Origin of the sequence: Paenibacillus methanolicus, from assembly GCF_008124765.1 — a bacterium.
Classification (GTDB): Bacteria; Bacillota; Bacilli; order Paenibacillales; family Paenibacillaceae; genus Paenibacillus_Z; species Paenibacillus_Z methanolicus.
Genome location: NZ_VNHS01000002.1, coordinates 33,781 through 59,120, shown reverse-complemented (window position 1 = coordinate 59,120; position 25,340 = coordinate 33,781). Strand labels below are relative to the sequence as shown.

Sequence of the window (25,340 nt, the reverse complement as noted above, 5' to 3'; positions counted from 1 at the left end):
AGGAGGAGAACTTCGTTGAGCTATTTAAAGATTTGGGATGCGCCTAAAGGCGCGGTTGGCCGGGATGATTTTATCGTAAGCGTCCGTGCTGCCGGGGAGAACTGGCAGCCGCTTTTCGTATATGAAGCGAAGGTGGACATGCATAACGTGAGACGGGCCTCCATGGCCTATTTCGACATGGAAGGAAGCGTGGAGGTAAGGGTCGAGAGCCGGAAGGAAATCGTACGGCAAGTCGTTATCCGGCCTCTCTCGAAACAAATTCCGTTCAAGGTAGAAGGAGCGGCAATAACCTTCCTCTTGAATGAACCGTGCAAGCTGTCCATTGAAGTGAACGGTGATCGCTTCGGCAATCTTCATCTATTCGCGAATGCTCCGGAGGAGAATCCGCCGGAAGCGGACGCTCCGAACGTACTGTTCCTGAGACCTGCCATCCATCGGATGGAGGATATTTATCAGTTGGCCGGCAGTCCGAAGGAGCCCGGGGGCGCGGCGCCGGAAGTGATCTATTTCGGGCCGGGGATGCACTATCTGGAGGAGACGATCTTCCGCATCCCGTCCGGGAAAACCGTCTATATCGCCGGGGGCGCCATTGTCGTCGGCTCGCTTGTCTGCGACCATGTGCAGGATGTAACGATTCGTGGCAGAGGCGTGTTGTATTTGTCTGATTTCCACCGGTTCTCCGCGTTCCGAGGTGTTCGGATCACGTATTCGAACCATATTAGCGTGGAAGGAATCGTGCTGCTGGACCCGCCGCATTACAGCATCTACATCGGCAAGTCCGAGCATATCCGGATTCGCAACTTCAAGTCCTTCAGCACGCGGGGGTGGTGCGACGGCATCGACATGATGTCCAGCGCGCATATCGAGATCGAAGATGTATTCCTGCGGACGTCCGATGATTGTATAGCCGTATACGGAAGCCGTTGGGATTATAAAGGGGATTCACGCTGCGTAATCGTCAAGAACTCCGTCCTTTGGGCGGACGTAGCCCATGCGATGAATATCGGCGGACATGGTGACTACCGCAGGGGTGGCGACTTGATCGAGGATATCGAGTTCAGCAACATCGATATTTTGGAACATCATGAGCCGCAGCCCGGTTATTGGGGCGCCATGAACATTAACGCCGGAGATAATAACACGGTACGTAATGTCACCTTCGACAACATCCGAGTGGAGGATTTTGAGCTGGGCCAGCTGCTGGACATTCGTGTCGTGTGGAATGAAAAGTATAACCCTGTGCCCGGCAAACGGATTGAGAACATTCATTTCCGGAACGTGACCTATAATGGAAGAAATGAAAACAAAAACCGAATATACGGGTTTGACCATAAACGGAAGGTGGATGGAGTCACCTTTACCAATTTGCGGATCAACGGCGAGTTAATTCTGGACGCGGAACAGGGGCATTTCGACATGAATGAGCATGCCCACGGCATTCAGTTTCGTAAATAACTTAGGGGAGGTTTTGGGTGAGCTGGGGGACTGATCGGTTCCCCAGGTCGTTCTCCTAAATAGATGCATCGAGGGGGATAGCCGAATGAAAGTAGAACGTGCAGAGGGAAATCTAAAACGTCTCCTTAGAAAAAATCCTTTATTGATAAAAATCTTATCCTCCTATTTAGTTATTGTTATCGTTCTGTTAACCGTTTTTTCTTTCGTACTATTTCGTACTTACAGCAATAAAAGTATCGAGCAAGTCAGTCAAACCTCTGAAAATTTCATTTCGCAATCCTATTATATTGCGGATTTAATGCTCATAAATGTCTATTATAACTTTTATCAGTTATTCACTAGTGCTGTGGATAGCGATTTTAATTATGGTTTGTATGATGATCAATCAGATGGATTCGCCGATCAAGATGTATTACGGAAACTAAGGCAATATGTGAAGTCGAATCCGCTTATTCGCTCTATTTATATTTATAATTCAAAGACGGAAAGGGTAATCTTCAACATATCCGAGGTAGGTGAAGGAATTCAGTCCACAACAGACTTCTTGGATCAAGACATAATCCATATTTTCAGGAATACGGAACAAAACGTTTCGGATAAATATTTCACAAGAAAAGTGGATTATGTCATCGATAATCAAACGATAAGCGAAAATTTCCTGACGTTGGTATTCGCCAATACTTCAAGTTATGGTGATGTCGAATCGTCATTAGTCATCAATTTAAATGAAAGAATTTTACAGGAGATGGTTACCAGCGGAAGCGCCGGAGATCTGAATCAAGTATTGATCATGTATAAAGACGGGAATGTATTGTCACATGATGACACTTCCATGATCAATAAAAATCTTTCCAATGAAAGCTTTGCGAAACAAATCATGTTGTCAAACGATGAAAAAGGCAGCTTTTTAACGAAGATTAATGATAGGGAATCCTTTGTCAGCTATGTAAAAGCAAAACATTTAGGCTTGATATTTATAGGTATAGGCGAATATAGCAAACTGTTGTCTTCGGCCTATTCGATGCAAAAGACTTTATTGATTTTAACGATTATTTTCATCCTCGCCGGGATCGTTCTAGCTGTATTTTTTACTTCGAGCATTTATAATCCATTTCGAAAACTGCTCCATAAACACAGGCTGGATTCAAGCCGGCTATTGAATGATAAGAAGAAGGCATTATTGGGCAAATTGCTTGATGGGGAAATCGACGATAAAATCCTCGACAACGATTATAGGACGGAATGCGGGGTAAGCTTCGGCGATCCATACTACGTAACCCTCGTGCTTAAAATGGATTCGCTTGAAAAAGTTCTATCGGGTAAATGGTCAAAAGACGTAAGATTGGTTAAATTCGCAATTCTTAATATCGCTAGCGAATTTTTTAAGGAAAAACGATATAAGGTAGAGGGCATCGATAACGGATACGATTATGTAAGTATTATTTTAAATATAATGGGTGGAAGCGGCGAGATTGCGAGTCATATCATCGATTCGACAATGGAAATACAAGATCAGGTAGAAAAATATTTGAAGATTTCGGTATCAGCGGGGATAGGCGATATTGTAGAAGGAATGGAAGGGATCAGTCAATCCTTCCAGCATGCGCTGGCAGCCTTGAATTATCGCATTATTTTCGGCAGAAAAGCAGTCATCGAATATGGCGATATAGCCGAACGAAACAATAAGGGTCTCCATGACTATCCTTATGATATTGAGAAGAGAATGATCGAAGCCATAAAGGAACGCAATATGAGAAAAATGGACGCAAGCCTCAACGAGTTTTTTGAAAGGCTTGTTCTATCCAATGCGGATGAAATCCAAATCACGGTGCTTCAGTTAGCCGTGTTGCTTACTAGGACACTAAGCGGTATAGCCAAGACTAGCATAGAGAATGGAGAGTACAGCATTAAGGTGCTTATTGCCGAAATTCAGACCTGCGAAACGTTGGAGGAAATCAAAACGTATCTTTATTCACTTTGCTCCAGGGTTATCGAGACAAAAGGCAATGATGCAAGAGAAAATGTAAAATACATGATTGCGATCAAAATGAAGGATTATGTCGAAAAGCATTATAATAGCATGAATATTTCAACGGATACGGTAGCAAATCATGTAGAACTATCCCCTAATTATGTCAGGTCTATATTCAAAGAGATAACAGGTGTATCATTATCCGATTATATTACGCAATGCAGGATGTCAGAAGCGCAGAAACGTCTTATTGAAACGGATGATCCTGTCAGCAGGATCGCGGAAGCGGTTGGGTATCCGGAGAATAGCAAGCACTTCTTCACCGTATTTAAAAGACACGTTGGCAAAACGCCGGAGAATTATAGAATGAGTATCCAAGACAACGGGAGTCAAAGCAAGCGAACTTCGAATGAGTAAAACGAAAAGAACCGACAGCCTGTGCTGTCGGTTCTTTTTCTGATAACCGCCTAAGTTCAAATCGCATCGGAGAACGAGGCGGTGTTATTATAACCGGTTCAAAAACAATCAAAACGTCATTATTGATAAAACGAGAACTTGAACGCGCATAAATGTACCATTAGAGTCAAAGGGGAAAGGGCTTTCAGTGTGACCACGACGCGAGCCACGAGATTTGCTTAGCATATAGGGAGGATGATCAGTATGAGTGTAGCATTGAGCAATACCAAAGCAGACCGCGTAGTGATGAAGAAGAGTAAGAAGAGCTTCCTAACGGATATCAAACAAAATTTCTATTTGTACGTATTGGTATTGCCGGGCGTTCTGTATTTCTTGATTTTCAAGTACCTGCCAATGGTGGGGGTCGTCGTAGCTTTTCAAGACTTTAATGTAATGAAAGGCATTTTTAAAAGCGAATTTGTTGGTCTGAAAAACTTTGAATATTTTTTCACCTCAAAGGACTGGCTCATTGTAACTTGGAATACGGTTTTTTTAAATCTATTGTTTCTTTTTACCGGATTGTTTTTTGCGATCCTTATCGCCATCGTGCTGTCCGAAATCAGCTCCACGTCTTTTAAGAAGGTGACGCAATCCATTGTCATTCTGCCGAATTTTATTTCTTGGACGTTAGTTTCGATGTTTGTTTTTGCCTTACTGTCGACTGATATTGGACTTATTAATTCCATTTTAAAAACGTTCGGTTTCATTCAAGAAGGACAGGAAATCAGCTTTTATTCCAATCCGGATTTGTGGGTCGGAATACTGGTTGCCTTGAAAATATGGAAAGGGGCGGGATTCGGCTCCGTTATCTATTTGGCTGCTATAGCGGGCATTGATCAAGAAATCTATGAAGCGGCCAAAATAGACGGAGCCACTCGATTGCAGTGTATTACAAAGATTACGTTGCCGCAGCTTCGCACAACGGTCGTGCTGTTGACCTTATTTGGCATCGGAGACATATTCCAAGGGGATTTGGGAATGATTTATGCAATTGTAGGCGACAACCCTAATTTGTATCACACGACCGATGTCATTGACACTTATGTATTCCGAATGCTTAGACAAATGAATGACATCAGCATGTCTACTGCGATCGGACTTTATCAATCTCTTGTAGGTTTACTCATCGTATTTGCGACGAATCAGCTTGCCAAAAAATATGATTCGGATTCAGCCATTTTTTAAGGAAGGAGATTTAAAATGAAGAACAGCTTTGAGAATAAAGCAATAGATACGTTTTCTTATCTTTTCATGGCCATCTTTTCCGTGTTTTGCATCCTTCCTTTCATTCTTATCCTATCAAGCTCTATATCCGATGAGAAATCTGTACAATTAACCGGTTTTGCTCTATTTCCGAAGCAATTCTCGCTGCTTGCTTACGAGGTCATATTCCAGGATAACACCATATTCAACGCTTACAAGACAACGATCATTTTCACGGTTGCAGGTACGATCCTTTGCCTTATCATTACCAGTGCCATGGCTTATGCCATTTCCGTGAAAACGTTCACTCACAGAAACAAGATTGCATTTTTCGTCTATTTTACGATGCTGTTTAGCGGAGGACTGATACCGTCGTACCTCCTCATCTCCAAATACTTAGGTTTAAGCGATAATATCTTGGTTTATATTCTCCCGGCTTTAGTGAATCCGTTTAATATGTTTCTGCTCCGAAACTTCTTCAAGCAAATACCGGATTCGCTGGCGGAGTCCGCCAAAATAGATGGAGCGAATGACATTTACATTCTATTTAAAATCATCCTGCCATTAGCAAAACCCGCACTGGCAACGATCGGGTTGTTTTATGGGCTCGGTTTCTGGAACGAATGGTTTACAGCTACCCTTTATATAAACGATAAGGATCTGTACTCCTTGCAATATCTGATCATGAAGGTATTGAGAGAAGTGGACTTTATGTATGAAATGGACTACATGCAAGGAGTTATACCTAATTATGTTGCGCCAAGCAATACGGTCAGAATGGCTACAGCCGTCGTCACTGTAGGTCCCATTATTTTTGTTTATCCCTTTCTTCAAAAGTACTTTATTAAGGGATTGGTAGTTGGAGCCGTTAAGGGCTAAATCTGCAAATGCGGTTTAGTATATAGGCAGGGAACAATAAAAGGGAGGAAAAAAAATGAACAAAAAGTTTTTTGTCACGATGCTTGCGGTCACGATGCTTTCTTCTTTATTCGCAGCATGCAGCAATCAAACCAACGAGCCTTCTGGAAGCGCGGCGCCAACCAGTAATTCGACAGAAGGTACGGATTCTGCAGCAAAGAAGGATCCCGTTACGCTTAATATTCGTTTCTTCGGGAATGAGAACGGGCATTATCGCGATGTCGATCCCGCTTTTAGAGAGTTCGAGAAACGGACGCAGGACACGCTTAATACGAAATTGAATGTCGTATGGACACCGACTGCCGACTATGGAACAAAGCATCAATTATGGATGACTTCGGGAGAAGACGTCGACCTGTTTGTCCCGTGGGAATTGACTAAATTCGCCAAAGACGGCGTCTTGGCAGATTTAAGCGAATACTTTAACAACCCTGCATATCCCGGGCTGCAAAAGGCTTTCTCCGAAGAGTATATCCAGGATAACAAGATCTTCGGCAAAACCTATGCTGTCCCGATTACCAACTCCTTCATGGATATGGAAGGCGTATGGTACAGAAAAGATTTGTTAACGAAGTATGGGATGGACGAGATCAGCAGTTATGACGATTTGTATAACTTTCTTGAAAAAGTGAAAGAAAACGAAAAAGACATGATCCCGTTTGGAAACTATGGAAATACTGCATTCTTCAAGCTATTCACCGATATCAATGCACAACAGCTGGAGGGGAAAGTATTTCCGTTCACCGGCCAAGGAAATCCGAAGAAAAATTTTGTTTACGTTCAAATCGCCGATGATGGAAAATCCGTTGCAGGCGTGGCGGCTTACGGAGATCCGGCATCCGAATGGGCTAACATTCATCCCGAATACGGTCTGAATTACCTGATGAACCAGTTTAATCAAGCGAAGCGGTTTAACCGGTTTATCCCAGCCGATACCTTAACGAATACGACGGGAACGGGTAAGCAAGCGGCTGCCGGATATGCAACCGTAGGCGGTTTCAAGGGGAAAGAAGCCGAGCAAAAGGCGTTGAATCCGAATGCGGAGATCGGTTTCTGGCCGATCATGAAGAACAATCAAGACATGACGCCTGGAACGCAATCCACGGACGGCAAGGCGTGGAATTTCGTGGCAATACCTGCTTCTTCCAAAAAAATCGACAGAACCATGGAATTCCTGGATTGGGTGTTCTCCAGCCAGGAGAACAACGACTTATTCACTTACGGTATCGAAGGCGAAAACTGGGAGGCTGTTGGAGAGAACCAGTGGAAAATTCCGGATGGAGTCGATCCGGCGAAAAATTACTCGTTCCCTGGTTACCAATTGACCTGGAATCCGACATTAACCAGAATTCCAGCCGGATTGCCGGAGCAGATTCAACAATATACGGAATATCAATATAAGCCGGACACGTATCAGAAACATGTATTGGCAGGATTTACATTTGATCCAGAAGCTGTGAAAAATGAAATTGCCAAATGCAACACCGTCATGGAAAAGTATCTTCCATTCTTATTGTCCGGTTTTGGCGAAGTTGAAGATAATTTGGCGAAGATGAATAAGGATTTGAAGGATTCGGGCGTAGAAAAAATCAAAGAGGAATTAAAAAATCAAATCAACGCCTTCCTCGCTCAAAAGTAAAGTATAAAAATCAATTAGGAACACCTTAGATTTAAGGAGTTCGAATCTATTGGTGTTCCTAATGATAAGAAAAATAAGTACCGATGGGAGGTGAGAGAAAAGATTACGAGAGTATATGAAGCAAGATTGGGGTTGGCGAAAGAAGCAGCAAGTAAAAAAATGACGTAAGGAGAGGACATCACTTATGGTATTGCAAAACAAGAAAGCAGCCTGGGCGGCGCGCGCCTTGGCCGTCTGTCTGGCGGCAGTCATGCTGCTGCAATTGTTCGTCCCCGCGGCGAACAGTCGTGTATTCGCGGCTAATGAAGATCCGCAGCGTGAACCTGCACAGTCTGAACCTGCTAAAGGTATTTTGGACAAAATCGATTTCGGTAATGCCGATTCTGAAAGCGTTCACAATTTCAGAGGCGACTTTACGAGCGTGATCACCGGTTTTTTAGGGGAAAATGCCAGGGTATCTGAGCCTCGTATTCCTGCTTCAGATACGGGAGGTTTTCTAACCTTTTCCATGAAGGTGGACCCGTATCTGCAAAATTACTTCTCGGCGAAGTTGGCGGGAGATGAGACGATGCCTTCTGGAGCTCGAGGGCAAATTGTGATCAATGGCGAGCAGATCGGGTATTTCAGAGGGGGGGATTATGCTGCTCTGATAGGCGGCGAACGAGCACCGAATCAATTTATATACAACACGATTGCGCTTCCTCTGGAGTCAACGAGAGGGAAGGAAATCGTTGAAATCACAATCAATACAACTAATCCCTTTGGTAAGGTAGAACAACGATCAAGGGGGTACTATACCGGTTATACCCATGCCCAGGCTTATACTGATGTGGATGATGAGGTGCAAGGGTATAAATTTAAAGAAGGTCAGGGACCGGAGAATGTAGTGCTGCCTGAAGAAACGACTGAGCAAATTGAAGCAAGAATCGCACAGTTAAGTCAAGAACCAATTACCACCTTTATGAATCATTACAACCATCTTGGCAATAATCCGAATAACACGTTAAATATCGCGAAATACACAAATGCTCTTCGGTATTATGCCATGGTCTTGAAAGACGACATATCTCCAATGCAAACCCCGGAAGCGAAACGTGAAGCGTTAATGCGTATGTTTCAAGCCATTGACGTTCATACGAAAAACTATTATGGAAATACAAGACTGGTGCTTCGCGGAGGACACCAGGGGGATTGGGGCGGCTTTTATGGCGAATTAGGCGAGGCTTTGTATCTTACGGAAAACTTGATCTTTGACGAAGAGGTGTTAGGAGAAGAAGCTTACAATGCCTTTCTGGATCAACCTTTTGCTACAGGAACGGTTGAAGGAGAATTTTCTCTCGCCAGCGCAGGGTGGAATGGTGAACCATTAACCCGTCGAATGGCATGGGAACGGGTGCTGAAAGCGAACTTTGATTTCGCCCGTTCCAGACAATCTTATATTACGAATCAGGTGTTCTATACGTACGAAGGCGCATGGAAGGCTCATGAAGGACTCAGGATGGTTGGGTCCGAATTTTATGAAGGGAAAGAGCGCAGTCATCAAATCATATATGAAATGTTTGGTATAAGTCCATGGTTAGGAGAAGAAGTACTGGTAGGTCCTAATGGGGAAGAATTAGATCTCTATCATTCTTTGTTTTCTCATAATGATGCAGCTGTCTTTACAGATGACTATGTTCATATAGTCGGAAAAGGGCTTGCAAAAAGCAAATTGGATGATGAGGGTCATGTTGTACGACGCAAGCCTTATGGAGACCAGTATACCAATCTAACCAAAGCCGGGTTGACAAGAGAAAATCACTATGTAGGCATTTATGGGGAAGTCGCCAATTATATTTTGGATTACTTCTATAAAACCATGAATCAGCCTGGAGATGAAGAACTCCATGATGAGCTTCTGAAACAAGCTCTTCACAACTTTTATGCTCGTCTGTGGACTCGAATCGCTGATCTGGACGATGAGGGCAAACGACTCATCGCGATGAATGCCACAATAGACGAACGAAATGGGGGTATGCCTTCCAGAACGGTTGCTTATGGCGCCAGGATGCTCGGATATGGCACGTCCTATGCTTATCTAGAAAAGTACATGGCGGATCATGAGGAACGTTATAGCGGTCCGGAATGGGAGAAGTATTGGGACTATGCCAAATATACCGTAGGGGCCGTTCAGCAGATGAAGATGGATAATCGCTTACTCGGTGATTTGTCTTCGCGGGATTTCAATCTGCGTGACACCTATGACTATATTTTCAACACCCGGAAGGACTATGCAAGGTTTAATGATGTTAAGGCTGGGGTTGTGCTTCCTCAGACCGATTTTGACTTTTATACCGAAGAAGAGATTGCCGCATTGGGTGTGAATCCGGAGGAATATGAACAGTTTGCATGGATCGATGTAGACAATGCATTCATCTCCATGCGAGATGGGGAATTTAGAATGTTCGGGGGTTTAACATACCTGAATATGGGCGTTCCGGCTACTGGCAAGCTTCATATTGTCACACCCGAGAATGTGCGAGTGGTACAGGTTGCTCACAATAATCAGTTCCAATATGAAGACTACCACATCAGACAACAAGATGTAGATCTCTATTACCAGCGTAATCATCCGGCAACCAAAGGCTTTGCGCCTCAATCCCTGGCAGGTGAAATATTGCCCATTGCGTATCAACCAGGGGTTGGTAAAGTGGTGCGGGACAATTTTGAAGTCGATCACCCTTATGGGGCATTAACCGATTTAATGGCTGCAAGATATGGGGAGTATTTCATCCTCATGAATACGACTCGTCCTGAATACGAGAATGAACGTACCTTTGAGGTGGAGCTGCCTTCCGATTATACAGGAAATGAGATCTTCGATTTTGTTTCCAAAGCCAATATTCCGGTCACCAATGGCAAAGTAACCATTGGACCTGAAAGAGGAATGGTTCTTAAATTATCGTCCAAATTTGATCCAGCGCCAAAACCAAATCATGTGGATTTTGTCAAAGCGAATGAAGGAAATGGCTATGTGGATGTGATATGGAAAACGACTGCCGGAGGGCAAACGTACACCCTCAAACGTTCTGAAACCGAACAAGGTCCGTATGCCGTGATTGCAGGAGGGTTAACGGGCAATCACTATCAAGATACCGATGTAGTCAATGGGAAAGTATACTACTATAAAGTGGAAGCCGTAAATGAACATGGATCAGGCTGGGAATCATGGCGCGCAAAAGCTGATCTGAGCGATGCCGCATCCAAAAATCTGGCTTCCCCTTGGCAGCAGGATCTCATTGGCACCACGCAAGGCAGCGCAACGATTAACGGTGATGAGGTCACGATCCGGAGTGTGGATGGAAAAGGCTTGGGGGAAGGGGACGATTTTAATATCTATAGAAGAGATATTAATGACTCCTTCCACTATGTCCATCAGGTCGCTGTTGGAAACAGCTCGATTAGTGCCAGGATTGATCAGAATAGCGGCGCTCTTAGCGGTATTATGTTAAGGGAAAAGCTTTCTGCAAATTCCCGTTATCTTTATTTTGGCGCGGATGACCAAGGGAACCTGATATTGCAAGATCGTAATCGAGTGTCCTTTGGAGTATGGAATGGCGGTATTCCTGTAAGTCCGTGGAATCACAAAATTAAAGGCTATCATGTCGATGACTATCCTTATATCAAGCTGTTGTGGCATCATAATTCACAAATGGCCTATGCTTTTGTATCAAAAGACGGAGTCGAATGGGAATACATGGCCAAGTCAGATAGTTTATTCCCATATGCCTATTACATAGGGCTCATATCGTCTCAAGAGGCAGCATTCAGTGAAGTAACCGTATCGGATTTGCCGAGAGAGAGTACGATTCCGTTTGTCGTAAAAGATAAAGATCAAATCACTTTGCATTGGAATAAACCGAAGCAAGCCTCTTGGTTCAACATTTACCGCGCTTACGATGAAGCGGCGAGCTTGACCGATCCGGTATTCAAGGCAGGCACGACCGAGCTGGAAGACGGCTCCCCTTGGGAAGAGGTTCTCACAGGTACAAGAGCGAAGCCGTTCCAGGACGCCTTACGGTATGGCAGAGTGTATTATAAAGTGCTGCCCGTTCATGAAGACGGCTCCCCGCAACCGTTCTCGGCCGCTGTATACGCGGATGCGGATCCGATTTCGACGGTGCTGGAGGATGCGCAGAGCTTGCCGGCTTCCGACTATACGAAGGCGAGCTTCTACTTGTTCCATAAGGAACTGGATCGTATTAAAGCGGAGATGATGAAGCCTGAATTTGACGAGGCGAAGCTGATTGACGAAATCTTCGAAGCGAAGAAGCTGCTCGTTACGGCTCGGACTTTGCTGACAAAGATTCAGATGCAACCGTCGATGGCCAAGGCCTCCGAGAAGTTCTGGCAGAATGATAACATCTCCGAGGAACAGAACGCATGGTATTTATTTGATGGAAATCCCGATACAATTGCCCATACCAGGTCTCAAGTGAGCTGGGTTGACGTGGACTTTGGCGCAGGAAACGAAAAAGCGGCGGATACGTTCCGCTACCTTCCGAGAAGAACGCATGTAGGCCGTGTCAACGGCACCGTCTTTAAGGGCTCGAATGACGGATTGAATTGGACCGATCTGTACAAGATTCCGAATGCGTCGACTTACCAATGGTATTCCGCCATCAACCCAGACAAGACGCCATATCGTTATATCCGCATCTATGACGACCATAATGGCTTCGTGAACTTTGAAGAAATCGAGTTCCTGGAGATCGGCATTGACAAGACGCTGCTCACGCACTTGCTGGATGAAGCGGCGGCGGCGAATGAGGCCGGCATCTATACGGAAGAAAGTTTGCAAGCGCTCGAGCAGCAGATTCCATCGTCCTCTGCGGTGCGCGATAACCCGGATGCGAAGCAAGAAGAGGTTGACACCGCGGATAACAATCTGCTGGCTGTATTTAAAGATTTGAAGTATATTCCCGGCATGCCGGTTCTTGAATCCGTTGCCGACAAGACGGTCAATGCGGGAAATACGCTCACATTCAAGGTTCAAGCCATCAATGCGGCTGTCGAAGTCGTCTATGGGGTACAAGGTTTGCCCGAAGGAGCCTCCTTCGATGCAGCGGCCCAAACGTTCGTCTGGACGCCGGGCAAAGAACAGGGCAGCGTCCATGCCGTAACCTTTACCGCGACGGCAGGTGAGTTGTCTTCTGCCAAAACGATGAAAATCACGGTCAAAGGACAGCCGGTTATCGATCCCGATACGACGGTGGAACTTATGGCGAAGCAGAACTTCAGTTATAAGGTTCCGGCAGCCGATCCGACGGGCGATCCGCTCGTTTACAGCGCCGCGAATTTGCCTGCAGGCGCTGCACTCCATGCAGCCACCGGCGTATTTAGCTGGACGCCGGGCCAAGCGGATTACGGCAGCCATCCGGTTACGTTCACGGTCAGCAACGGAAGATATGCGGTCAGCCAGACGGTGGAGTTTAAGGTGAAGCTGGGTATCCTTCCGGCGGAAGACTATACGAAGGGCAGCTACTACCTGTATATGAAGGAAGCTGCACGTATCGAAGTGGAGATGGCGCAGCCGGGTGCCGACAAGGCTCAGCTTGCCGCTCAGCTTGACCAAGCGGAAAAGTCGCTTGTTTCCGTCCCTCTCTCGCTCTATGCGTTTGAAGGAAATGCGAATAATTCGTTCGGGTCGTCCGCATCCGGAGCGGCTGTATTCGGAACTCCGGTATACACGGAAGGAAAGGTCGGTCAAGCGATCAATCTGAACGGCACCGACAACTATGTCAAGCTGCCGTCGACGCATACTCTGGCCGGTTACGATGAGATCACGCTGGCAACCTGGGTCAATTGGAGAGGCGGCGGCAACTGGCAACGTCTATTCGACTTCGGCAACAATACGAATCAGTTTATGTTCCTTTCGCCGAAATCAGGCAGCGGTACGCTGCGTTTTGCGATGAAGAACGGCGGCGGCGAGCAGAGCGTGCAGACCGCATTGCTGCCGTTGAATCAATGGGTGCATGTGACGGTGACGCTCGGCGCGAATACGGCGAAGCTGTATGTGAACGGTGAGCTGAAGGCGACGAATACCAACATGACCATCAAGCCAAGCGATTTCAAACCGGGCGTAAATTACATCGGCAAAAGCCAGTTTAACGATCCGTTGTTCAATGGAATGGTCGACGAATTCCGCGTCTACAACTACGTCTTGAACGCGGACGAGGTCAAAGCCGCCATGAATAACTCGGCGAATTGGATGGACAAAACGTTAATTCCGCTCCTGCTGGAAGAAGCGGCAGCCGTTATCGCCGAGCATTATACGGCGGAAAGCTATGCGGCGCTCCAGACGGAGGTTTCGGAGGCGCAAGCGGTGTACGACAATTCCGCTGCAGCACAGGCCGAGATTGATGCGGCAGCCGCAAGTCTGCTGCAAGCGCTGGATGCGCTGGAGCTCAAGATCACGGCATCGCTCGATCCGTCCGCGCCGAACGGCCTGAACGGCTGGTATACGGCACCCGTTACGGTGACGTTGTCTGCTTACGGGAATATCCAGTACAGCCTAGATGGCGGAAGCAGCTGGAGCGTCTACGACGCGCCTGTTGTCCTCGGCCGTGAAGGCGCGAACCAGATGCTGTTTCGTCCAGTGACCGTAAATGGTTCGGGCAACCCGAAATCGGCGGAGGCCAAGATCGACCTGAGCGCGCCTCAACTCGCGATCTCCGGAGAGCCGTCCTATACGATCGATCAGACGGTCAACATCACATGCGAAGCAGATGATACCGTTTCCGGCGTGACGAACTCGACGTGCGGCGCTCCGCTCGTGGATATCAAGGCGTACACGCAGCAGCCGGGCGTTCATAAGGCGACGGCGGAAGCGGAGGATGCCGCCGGGCACCGCTCATCAGCCGAACATTCGTACAGCGTAACTGCGACGTTCGACAGTCTGTCTGCGCTGACCGGTACGTTCGCGGCCGAAACAGGGGCAGCAGATGCGCAGCAAGTTGTGGCATCGCTTCACCAGAAGCTGGCAGCGGCCAACGCGAAAGCGGCCGAAAGGAAAGGCGCGGAGGCTCGTAAACTGCTGCAAGCGTATATCGCAGACGTGAACAAGCAAAGCGGTAACGTGTTCACGTCCGAACAGGCGGCGGTTCTGGTCCGCTGGGCGCAGTGGCTGCACGATGTGACACCGCTTGCGAACGGTGCTCCGGGCAAACCGGTGCTGTCCGACAACAACGGACATGACACGGGACTGAATGACGGCAGCTATACCGTCACCATGAACCTGTGGTGGGGGAACAACGGCACCGAGTTCAAGCTGTACGAGAATGGCCAGTTGATTAACACGCAGAAGCTGACGGATAACTCGCCGCAGGCGCAAACCGTGAAGACCGATATCGCGGGCAAAGCGAACGGAACGTACACATACACGTGTGAACTGAAGAATGTCTTCGGCACGACGAAATGCGACCCGCATGTCGTCACCGTCACCGACGCCGCGCCGGGCAAGCCGGTCTTGTCCCATAACAACTGGGACGGCGACGGCAGCTACAATGTAACGATGAACATGTGGTGGGGGACGAACGGTTCCGAATACCACCTGTATGAGAAAGGGACATTGATCGATTCGCAGACGCTGACCGAAGCGACGCCGAAAGCGCAAAAGGCGGCAACAAGCATCTCCGGCAGAGCGCCGGGCATATACGAGTACAAAGCCGTCTTGGTCAATGCGGCAGGCGAGACGAGTAGTGAGACGATCACCGTTACCGTCAAGGAGCAAAAAGGTTGATAAACGAGTCAACTTGGACATAATCATCGAAGCCCCCAATCGAATCTTCATTCTAAATTGGGGGCTTCTCTTCTTGAACATGGAAGGAGAGGGTGAGATGAGGGCAAACGCCGACATGCTGCAGCAGAAGAAACGGTGAGAAGATGCAAGCAAAAGGAGGAAAATGAGATGAACCTTGATAAAAAGGGAAAACGCTGTCAACGTTTTTTTCTCGGCGTTCTTTGCTTTATGGTGACTGTAACAACCGTTCTCGGTTTCGGGAGTAGCGATACGGCACATGCAGCGGTTTCACCGCTGATTACTCCTTACAAGCCGCAGGCGGTAAACGCCGATACGAATGCTTCCTATACGGATGCAAACGGAAACACGGTTTCGGCGACGATTCATCATCCTGGCATTGCCATGTCGCTGGCCGATCTGGACAATATGCGCGACCATGTTAGGGCAGGGGACGAGCCTTGGAATACGGCGTTCCAGGCATTTGCGGCCGACCCGCAATCCAGACCGAACCCAAGAATCTTATATGAAGCCGGAAATGATCTTTTCGTTAATATCCGCGGGCCGTGGGCCTTTACGGATGAGAACGGGAAGTATTGGGCCAATCCAAGCGATTATGTGGGAACGCGTGCGAATACGGACGCCTTAGTCGCTTTTAAACAAGCGGTTATGTGGTATATTACCGGCGATGAGACGTACCGTTCCAGTGCGATGTCTATCATTAGGGCTTATTCCGGCATACAGTCTGTTGCTCCTCATACGAGCTTCCGATTTGCGACGATGACTTATTTGCTCGCGGCGGCTGCCGAAATTATGAGGTATTCCGATACCCAGGCGGCAAGTCTGAAATGGTCGTCAACCGATACTCAGAATTTTACAAACATGATGGAGCTTTGCTCGGTCACCTATAACCCTCATTCTTTCTTCATGAACCAGCATCAGTTTACGGTCATGGGGACAATGGCGCGGGCGATCTTTACCAATGACCTGGAGATGTATGCGGAGGCCGTAGAAGCAACAATGGTGAATGCCGCAGGCGATGATGGAGGAAGAAACGGTTCGATCAAGCATGAAATGCGATGGATGACGACGAATGAAATGACGGGAGAACCGCTCGACCCTTCGGATTATCATGTGCAGTTAATGGAAATGGGCCGCGATGTGGGACATGCTTACGCCAATATCGCCGGATTGTCTACATTGGCGCAGACCATCTACGCCCAGGGGACGAAGGTTGACCCGGTAGACGGAACCATGTCCACGGCCGCTAATGCGGTGAATCCATTCAACTTCCTCGAGGATCGACTGTTGGCAGGGACGACCTATGCTCTGAAGTATCATCTGGGATATGATGTGCCATGGACGCCCGCAGCCGCCAACCAAAGCTATGCCGGTCAAATTTTTGACAAGATCAATCCGGATCTAAGAGGTAGAATCGATGGGTTCAACAGCGTTCTATACAACTATTATAAATATATTGAAGGACAGGATATGACCCAGGAAAAATTCAAATACCTGGCTTATGCCTATGAAACCAGAATGCCGGAGGTTGCAGGAAAGGATTATCCGCTAGCTACGCTGCTGTACACGCCAGATGCGGCTAAGGCTGATGGCTTGAGCAACAAGATCACATTAGGCTCAATAACGGGATTGAAGGCAACGGCAGCCGGTTCGAATACAATCTACTTAAGCTGGACTGCTGTGCCTGGTGCGCTAGGGTATAACATCTACCGGTCCACAGATCCAAACGGCATTTTTACGAAGGTTAGCAGCGCCCCCACTGCAGCGACACTATATCGCGATACAAACTTGACCCCTGATACGACCTACTATTATCAAGTACAGGCAGCAGGAGGATCGAAATCCGCTGCCGCAAATGCAACTACAGGAGAAACTTCGGGGACGGCTTCGATCCGATTCAGCAACGCCGGCACCGGCTTATATATCGATGGAATAGGCCGAACTTCCAATGGCTCCGCTGCCGGACAATGGAGCTCCAGCACCAGCAATAATCAGCGGTGGATTGAGGAAACTGACGGGAACTATGTGAGGTTTAAGGATGCCGCTACCGGACTATACCTGGACGGCATGGGCCGCACGATGAACGGTTCCGCTGCCGGACAATGGAGCTTAAGCACCAGCAATAATCAGCAATGGTCCGTCTCGATAGACGGCAGCAAAGTGCGGATCCAAAACCGCGCAACGGGGTTATATCTGGACGGGATGGGCCGCAAGTCCGAAGGGGCGGACCTGGGCCATTATGGAGGAGGCAGAAGCGCTAACCAAAGGTGGCAGGTCGTAAACTGAGTACACCGAAACAGCCTGTACGGCGGAGTTACCTGGGCTGTCTACAGTGCGCATGCCACCTCTTGACGCCGGATGAGGGAACAGGTCCGTGCAGTTGTAGAAGATTAAAGAAGTCCCTAATATTAGGGGCTTCTTTTCCATGTGTCTGAAGGAAGAAGGATTGCAAGACCAGTTAGGTAAATCATGTTAGTTCAAAAAACATCGGGAACCTTTGCCATGCTATTTTGAACAAGTTCAAAATACATCAAATCGGCATTTTGACAATACGAGAACTTGAACACGCCTATACGTGGCATTAAAGTCAACCATGGGAAAGGTTTTTGATCGTTTTCCGGGGGATTCATAACCAAGTTGTCAACTTGAAAGGATGACTCAATTGTGGAGGATCACTACTATCGGTTATCAAAGGAGGGCGCTTGGGGAGATCAGGGGGACGGCACCTATGTCAATCCTGTCTTGCCGGGTGATTATAGCGATCCGGATGTCATTCGGGTCGGAGAGAATTACTACGCGATTTCCTCTACGTTGCATTGCTCACCGGGAATGGCGGTTCTGCATTCCAAGGATCTGGTGAATTGGGCCATGATCGGGCATGTTGTGGATGAATTGACAAGGATCGGCCCGGAATACAACTATGATCGAATGAACCGTTACGGCAGAGGAGTCTGGGCGGGCGCGATCCGATTCCACAAGGATAAGTACTGGGTCTATTTCTTCACGCCTGATGAAGGATTGTTTATGAGCACGGCTGCCGATCCGGCGGGACCATGGGAGCCGCTTCATCAAGTTTGGGCGGTCAGCGGCTGGGACGACTGCTGTCCATTCTGGGACGAGGACGGACAAGGCTATTTCGTTGCCACGAATTTTGCGGACAACTACAACATCCATTTATTCAAACTTAGCGAAGACGGCAGAGAACTGCTGAATGACAGCGATACGATCATTCATCAGTACAAAGGCAGCGAAGCCAATAAAATCTACAAAATAAACGGGTTCTACTATTTCTTCCACAGCGAGGTTCGCCTGGAGGAAGGCGTTGAAGTCCGAGTCGTCATGATGTTAAGGTCTGAGCATATTTATGGGCCCTATGAGGAAAAGGAGATTATTCATACGCACGGAAAGGAAATCGACCGGGAGCCGAATCAAGGTGGACTTGTCCAGACGGCGTCCGGGGATTGGTACTTCATTAGCCATCAAGGAATGGGCGGATACGACGGCAGACCGCTTCACTTGCTGCCCGTAACGTGGATTGACGGATGGCCGATGATCGGCAGCGATACGGACGACGACGGAATCGGAGAGATGGTATGGGGAGGCAGGAAGCCGATTAACGGGCATCCCCCAACGGTTCTTTCCACATACGACGATTTTGATAGCGTAGCGCTTGAGCCGTATTGGGAATGGAATCATCAGCCGAGAGCCGACAAATGGTCGTTGACGGAACGGCCCGGTTATTTGCGTCTGCACGCGTGCCGGCCGATCGAGAAGGGCAACTTCTTTACCGTCTGCAACGTCATTACACAACGATCGTTCAGAACCGTTCACAATGCGGCAACCGTAAAGCTGGATATTGGCGGTATGGCTGACGGTCAGGAAGCCGGCCTTTGCCATTTTGCGAAAACCTATTGCACCATTGGCGTACACCAACAGAATGGGACAAGGGTTCTGAAGTTCGACCATGCGGGATCGATTGAATGGGGCCAGGTATTAACCGGTTCCACCCTTTGGTTAAGGTCGGAATGGAACATAGACGGGATCAACCGGTTCGAGTTTAGCGTCGATGGGGTTCATTACGCAAGCTTCGGATACGCCTATCAGCTAGGGTGGGGGAATTATCGGGGAGATCGGATCGGGCTATATAGCTTTAACTGCGAGAGTGAGCAGGGTTATATTGATGTCGGCCAATTTGGTTACGAAGTCGCGAGGAGTGGAGAATGATTGAAATCGCCATTGTTTAGGGACCCCATCTATGACGGAGCGGCGGATCCTGTCGTCATATGGAATATGCAGGACAAGGAATGGTGGATGATCTATACGAACCGCCGGGCAACGCAGGAAGTGCCGAAATTCGGGTGGGTGCATGGTACCGATCTCGGTGTTGCTTCTTCATCGGATGGCGGAGCAACCTGGTTATATCGGGGAACCTTGGAAGGTCTCGAAACAAACTGGGGTAGAAATACGTTCTGGGCGCCTGAAATCATTTGGCATGACGGGCTGTACCATATGTATGTCACTTACGTCCACGGCGTACCGGAAGATTGGACGGGCAAGGCGCGTATCCGGCATTATACAAGCCCCGACCTTATTCGTTGGGCGTTCCGGTCCACGCTTGGCATTAGTGATGAGAACGTGATCGATGCCTGCGTGTACCGGCTTCCGAACGGCATGTTTCGAATGTGGTTTAAGCAGCGGAATCATACTTACGCTGCCGAGAGCAAGGATCTGCATGATTGGCAGCCGATTGGTCCGGTGATAACCGAAAGAGGCCACGAAGGACCGAATGTGTTCCGTTTGAAAGGATATTATTGGCTTATCCTAGACGAGTGGCGCGGGCAGGGCGTGTACCGTTCCGATGATCTAGAGACGTGGGAACGCAACGGCATCATTCTCGACCAACCCGGCAGGCGTGAGGATGACGGGACGATCGGCCTTCACGCAGATGTGGTCGTACAAGGAGATGAGGGGTATATCTTTTATTTCACTCATCCTGGCCGTGTTCATGGGCATCATGAAGATTCGAACACGTATGAATGGCGCCGCTCGTCCATTCAGGTGGCCAAGCTGGAAGTCGTGGGGGGTGTGCTGATCTGTGACCGCGACAAGGAGTTTGAGTTGAATCTTAGAGCGGAAGATTGATTGGGGGCCCTTCTCGAATGGCCTTACGCTTAAGATTGGAGGGTAAATCATGGCGAATGTGATCCAATCCGGACGCATGTACGATAAGGGGAATTACGCTCGAACCTATACGGAGATTCCGGCCTCGAATCCCGGAAGAGCCTGGCGGGACGGCATGGTAAGCGGGAACGGCGAGAATGGTTATGTCACCTCAGGCGCGCCGTATACGGATCATTTTATCCGGTCAGCTTGCAGATGCCAGACGGAATGTTTTGCAGCTTAACGATCAATGGAGGATTGCGCATGCCGACGGCAGAACAAGGCGAAGAACGTTCTTCTACAGCTATCATCCCGGCCACCAGCTCAGATTAAGCGTGATGAATAAAGGAACTGTGTCGGATTACCAGAGATGGACGAATTACGAAACGGCCGAAACGGGCGTGCGATATACCGACGAGTTTGGCGGTTGGATCCGGACTTCTTTTACATCCAGGGAAGACAACGTCGCGATTACGAAAATCGCACAGTCCTCCACGGGCGCCAAAATCAACATGATGATCTCGATCGATGACATTTCCGGCATGTACAAGGCCCATAACGGTATGTCCGAGGTCATGGCGCTCCGCTATAAAAAGCTGGCGGATCCGAATGCGGAATATATGGCGCAGGTTGCCCATTATCCCTCCTATCCGGGGAGCGAGCTGATGGATGGCGGATATGCGGGCCTGACGCAGATTATTGTCGTGAACGGAACCAAGAAGCGGGTGCAGCTTACGGACACGAACGAACCGATGAATGTCGGATCGGTGCAGAATCCCGCCATTCAAGTGGTCGGAGCCGATGCCGTCTACCTCATTACGCAATCGAACAGGACGTTCGATATGGGGGAAATCGAAGCTTTTGCCGGGATGACGCAACACGCTCTTATAGACGAACTGTTCCATAACACGAATGCCGTCGCGGAGAAATATACCGATCCTTCCGGCCATTTCGATTATGACGCCGCCCTCGCGCCTCACGCCGCGAAACACGCTTCGGAATTTAACGCTGTACGGTTCATGCTTCAAGGTGACGAGGATTTCAAAGACGCTGATAACGCGGCGCTGATTAACGCGCAGAAGGAATCCGACACGAGAATCAATCATGCATTCATGGAGCAGGTATACAATCAGGGGCGGTATGCGCTAATCTGCTGCAGCGGTTCAAGCGCACCGCGTTTATACAGGATGTGGACGGGAGAGTGGAATCCCGGCTGGCGTGCGATCTATACGCTCGACGCCAACGTAAATTTGCAGGTCTCTCCGATGAATACAGGTCATTTCACGCAAGCATAACTCGTGTATATCGCCTTCTTCTTGAGGAACGCGCCCGACTTCGAATACAATGCGCGAATGGCGTACGGGATGCACGATGCGCTGCAGATATCGGTCAATTCGGACGGTGACCGCGGGATGCACGTGGAATACGACAATGACTATCCGTTCGAATATTGGAACGCCGGCGCAAGCTGGTGTCTGCTTCCCATCTTCGAGTATTGGCAGTGTTATGGCAATCGTCGGATTCCGATCTCCGGCAGCATGAGGATCCACGACCTGAAGCCGCTTCTCGGCGTGAGGGACGGGGGACTGACGGATGAGGAATTCACGCACATGATCGGCAAGGGAGAATTGGATTTGGAGCAGGATATATTGCTGCCATTTCTTACAAAGCAGGCCAATTTCTGGGAGCAACTGTGCACGCCGGAATATTACGCGGATGCAGACGGCCATGCGCGCTATGAGAAAGGCAAGACGTGCAGCGGCTGCCGGAATACAAGGTCGACAAGGACGGCGCGCTGCGCGAGTGGGCGATGAGTGAATATACCGAAAACAACCACCACCGCCATTTGAGTCAACTCTATCCGGCATGGCCTGCCTATGAAACGCAGAACGATAGGGAGCTCGCGAGAGCGGCGGATATCGCGATATAGAACAGAAATAAATCCAATACGGGCGATGCGACGGCGGGGCACGGTTGGATGAATAAGGCGCTCGTATATGCACGGTTGAAAAATGGCAGCGGGGTCGTCGATTCTCTTCTGCCGATGATGACGGATCAGGGCTATTACGCCAGTTTAATGACGGATCATGATACCAACCGAAGATGCGACAGCTATTGTACGGATACGTTGTTCGGAACCATGGGAGCGATAAACGAAGCGCTGCTATTTTCCAATACCGGTGAAATCGAAGTTCTTCCGGCGCAGCCTCCCGAATGGAAAGCCGGGGCCGTGTACGGACTTATGGCAAGGACTCGGGTGGAAGTCAAACAATTGGTATGGGACCTGGTTAAAAGGGGAATAAAGGTGACTCTGCATTCGATTTCCAATGCCAATAAAATAAAGTTGAAAGCGGGCATTCCCTGGTTCAAGGCGACGGTTAACGGCTGTGAAACACCAGCGTTGGCGGATTGGTTCGGCAAACATGTTCATATGACGCTTGAATCCGAAGAGGATGTTACAGTCGGATTTGATTTGAACGGAGAGTCATAGATAATGACCGATATTCAGTTGAGGATATTATTTCAAGGCGACTCGATTACAGACGGTGCAATAAAGGAAGGAAGCTCATCGATCGACGAGGCGAAGGAAAGGAATTCGACTATGCTGCAAACGAAAGATCAACAATGGCTTCGAGACGTCATCGACCGACTGACAGTGAAGATGGATTGGGTCAGCGAGAAATCCCGGCACAAAATCCCATACACAACGGTTGACGGCACGCATGATGACCGCGCTGCTCACAATCCGTCTGGAGATGTGGCAGATGGCATCAACTGGTGGACCAATGGCTTCTGGGGCGGCATGATGTGGCTGATGCATCACGAGACCGGAAGAGAGGAATACAAAACGATCGCCGCAATCTCGGAGGAGATGCTGGATCGCTGCTTCGAGGAATTCTATGGGCTGCATCATGATGTCGGGTTCATGTGGCTGCCGACCAGCGTGGCGAACTACAGAGTAACGAAGAACCCGGCATCACGCAGGCGGGCCTTGCATGCCGCGAACCTGCTTGCCGGTCGATTCAACCTGGCCGGCGGATTTATCCGGGCGTGGAACGATCTGGAGGAAGGCGACACAAGAGGCTGGGCGATCATCGATTGCATGCTCAACCTCCCGCTTCTCTACTGGGCATCGGAAGAAACGGGGGACGCCCGCTTCAAGCAGATCGCGATGAAGCATGCCGATACGGCGATGGATGCCTTCGTCAGACCGGATGGATCGGTCCATCATATTGTGGAATTCGATCCCGAATATGGCGGCGTTGTTCGTACGCATGGCGGTCAAGGGTATGAGGAAGGCTCTTCGTGGACGAGAGGCCAGGCTTGGGGATTGTACGGGTATATGATGAGCTTCATCCATACGAGGAAGGACGAATACTTGCAGACGGCCAAGCGCATCTCGCATTATTTTGTGGCGAATATGGCGGAACACGGCGTCATTCCGGTCGATTTTAGACAGCCGGCAGAGCCGAGGCTGGAAGACGATACGGCGGCCGTGATTGCAGCATGCGGGTTAATCGAGATTGCGAAGGTCGTCGGTGAGTACGAGCAACGGCTTTATCTGGACGCGGCGATAAAATTGCTCCGAGTCGTCGATGAACGCTGCGATTGGTCCCATGCGTCGGACGCTATTCTTCAGCGCGGATCCGCCTCGTATCATACGAAGGCCCACCATCACCCGATCATCTATGGCGATTATTACTTCATGGAAGCCGTCTTCAAGCTGAAAGGCAATGACTTATATCTGTGGTAGCAACATGGTTTGGATGAATACAAAAACGATAAAATGGAGCAGCTGCTTTGGCGCTGCTTCTTTCAAATTCGCCCATGCCAGCCCTTGATAAATCAAGGTTTCCCGCCGCATTTATCTCATTATTTCTGACGCCACACAGTGGGGGGCGGGGAGGAGGATTGTGTGGCGTCACAGTCTCCTATAGTAAACGATACGGATATTGCTCTATACCTGGTATCGTGTAGACGCTGCTATAGCCTGCATCGATCAGCGCCTGTGCCGCTACAGAACTCGTATACCCCTTTCGACAGTAAAGGATTAAGGGTGTATCTTTTCTAACACATACCGAGAACGGGTTATTGGACAGGTCATGTAACGGAATACAAATACTTTCCTTGATATGCCCTCTTTTATAATCCTCATTTGTCCGTACATCGATAAGCATTGCAGCAGGATCCTTTAACATCAGCTCCGATGCTTCATCGGGGGACAGATGTTTACTCTGAAATCCTCTGCCCTCAGTCGGAGGAATACGCTGCTCCCGATCAAGCATTCTTACGACAACCGCTGCGGCTTCCGCATGAGTTAAGCTGCCCGCAGCGTCGAACAGATTAGGGTCACGACCGGGCATTATGCCTTTCACAACCATCTGCGCGATATGCATAACGCATGTGCGGCAGGAATATAAGTCCCTAAGATTTTCTGCCGCCGACCATTCATACTCATCTTTTTCTCCGAACTCTGTTAACAGCGCCTCGTGAACGATTCTTGCAGCTGAACGGCGCTCAATAGGTTTACTTCTGTTCGTTAGATCATAATCCTCAATTATTCCCTTATACAGCGCGTAGTCCATATATCCCGATGACCAACTGACACGAGTTGGCTCAATATGGCCTTTACTGCTTCTAATGACCATGGTCACAAACTGTTCAGTCGTAACATGATTCTCAGGATGAAGATTGGCTTCCGCATCAAAGTTTATGGCTGTTTCCATTCTTATTCTCCT

15 protein-coding genes and 2 pseudogenes are annotated in these 25,340 nt (G+C 48.7%); 16 read left to right on the top strand and 1 reads right to left on the bottom strand.

Going from position 1 to position 25,340, the window contains the following annotated elements; genetic code table 11:
- The first annotated feature begins 15 nt into the window (after nt 1-15).
- From BCM02_RS05110 to BCM02_RS05060, 16 genes and pseudogenes are all read left to right on the top strand, one after another.
- The gene (locus tag BCM02_RS05110) at nt 16-1,455 is read left to right on the top strand and encodes a glycosyl hydrolase family 28 protein (protein ID WP_148928001.1); all 1,440 of its coding nucleotides are present in this window, start codon (nt 16-18) and stop codon (nt 1,453-1,455) included.
- 85 nt (nt 1,456-1,540) lie between these two features.
- A complete protein-coding gene (locus BCM02_RS05105; RefSeq protein ID WP_148928000.1) occupies nt 1,541-3,844 on the top strand; it encodes a helix-turn-helix domain-containing protein in 2,304 nt (767 codons plus the stop codon).
- A 243-nt stretch (nt 3,845-4,087) separates the two neighbouring features.
- On the top strand, nt 4,088-5,068 hold the full coding sequence (locus tag BCM02_RS05100; protein ID WP_148927999.1) for an ABC transporter permease: 981 nt from the start codon (nt 4,088-4,090) through the stop codon (nt 5,066-5,068).
- Between the two features lie 15 nt (nt 5,069-5,083).
- Nucleotides 5,084-5,965 (top strand): carbohydrate ABC transporter permease, encoded by an 882-nt coding sequence (locus BCM02_RS05095; RefSeq protein ID WP_148927998.1) that lies wholly within the window; start codon nt 5,084-5,086, stop codon nt 5,963-5,965.
- Nucleotides 5,966-6,020: 55 nt separating this feature from the next.
- Nucleotides 6,021-7,643 carry an ABC transporter substrate-binding protein gene (locus tag BCM02_RS05090; protein WP_148927997.1) on the top strand — a complete coding sequence of 541 codons (1,623 nt, stop codon included), beginning with the start codon at nt 6,021-6,023 and terminating at the stop codon, nt 7,641-7,643.
- A gap of 184 nt (nt 7,644-7,827) precedes the next feature.
- Nucleotides 7,828-13,854, top strand: a pseudogene (locus BCM02_RS36460) (LamG-like jellyroll fold domain-containing protein); the annotation flags it as partial.
- Between the two features lie 975 nt (nt 13,855-14,829).
- Nucleotides 14,830-15,423: pseudogene (locus tag BCM02_RS35870) on the top strand (chitinase N-terminal domain-containing protein); the annotation flags it as partial.
- 168 nt (nt 15,424-15,591) lie between these two features.
- On the top strand, nt 15,592-17,727 hold the full coding sequence (locus BCM02_RS05080) for an RICIN domain-containing protein (protein ID WP_148927995.1): 2,136 nt from the start codon (nt 15,592-15,594) through the stop codon (nt 17,725-17,727).
- Nucleotides 17,728-18,105: 378 nt separating this feature from the next.
- Entirely contained in the window at nt 18,106-19,665 is a 1,560-nt protein-coding gene (locus BCM02_RS05075; RefSeq protein WP_222870993.1) for a glycoside hydrolase family 43 protein, read from the top strand.
- Nucleotides 19,666-20,583: a glycoside hydrolase family protein gene (locus BCM02_RS05070; RefSeq protein ID WP_148927994.1), complete on the top strand. Its 918-nt coding sequence runs from the start codon at nt 19,666-19,668 to the stop codon at nt 20,581-20,583.
- 49 nt (nt 20,584-20,632) lie between these two features.
- On the top strand, nt 20,633-20,845 hold the full coding sequence (locus BCM02_RS35865; RefSeq protein WP_246183233.1) for a hypothetical protein: 213 nt from the start codon (nt 20,633-20,635) through the stop codon (nt 20,843-20,845).
- Nucleotides 20,846-20,939: 94 nt separating this feature from the next.
- On the top strand, nt 20,940-21,896 hold the full coding sequence (locus BCM02_RS35860; RefSeq protein ID WP_246183232.1) for a glycosyl hydrolase family 95 catalytic domain-containing protein: 957 nt from the start codon (nt 20,940-20,942) through the stop codon (nt 21,894-21,896).
- Nucleotides 21,897-21,899: 3 nt separating this feature from the next.
- Nucleotides 21,900-22,415 (top strand): hypothetical protein, encoded by a 516-nt coding sequence (locus tag BCM02_RS35855; protein ID WP_246183231.1) that lies wholly within the window; start codon nt 21,900-21,902, stop codon nt 22,413-22,415.
- Entirely contained in the window at nt 22,412-22,531 is a 120-nt protein-coding gene (locus BCM02_RS36550; protein WP_484217498.1) for a hypothetical protein, read from the top strand. Before BCM02_RS35855 ends, BCM02_RS36550 begins: the two co-directional genes overlap by 4 nt.
- Nucleotides 22,532-22,579: 48 nt before the next feature.
- Nucleotides 22,580-23,092, top strand: a complete 513-nt coding sequence (locus BCM02_RS35850) for a glycoside hydrolase family 95-like protein (RefSeq protein ID WP_246183230.1) — start codon at nt 22,580-22,582, stop codon at nt 23,090-23,092.
- A gap of 111 nt (nt 23,093-23,203) precedes the next feature.
- Complete coding sequence (locus BCM02_RS05060; RefSeq protein WP_148927993.1) at nt 23,204-24,355, top strand: AGE family epimerase/isomerase; 1,152 nt, start codon at nt 23,204-23,206, stop codon at nt 24,353-24,355.
- A gap of 178 nt (nt 24,356-24,533) precedes the next feature.
- On the opposite strand, the gene BCM02_RS05055 is transcribed toward BCM02_RS05060, so the two are convergent.
- Nucleotides 24,534-25,328, bottom strand: coding sequence for a rhodanese-like domain-containing protein (locus BCM02_RS05055; protein ID WP_148927992.1), 795 nt, complete (start codon nt 25,326-25,328; stop codon nt 24,534-24,536).
- Nucleotides 25,329-25,340: the final 12 nt, after the last annotated feature.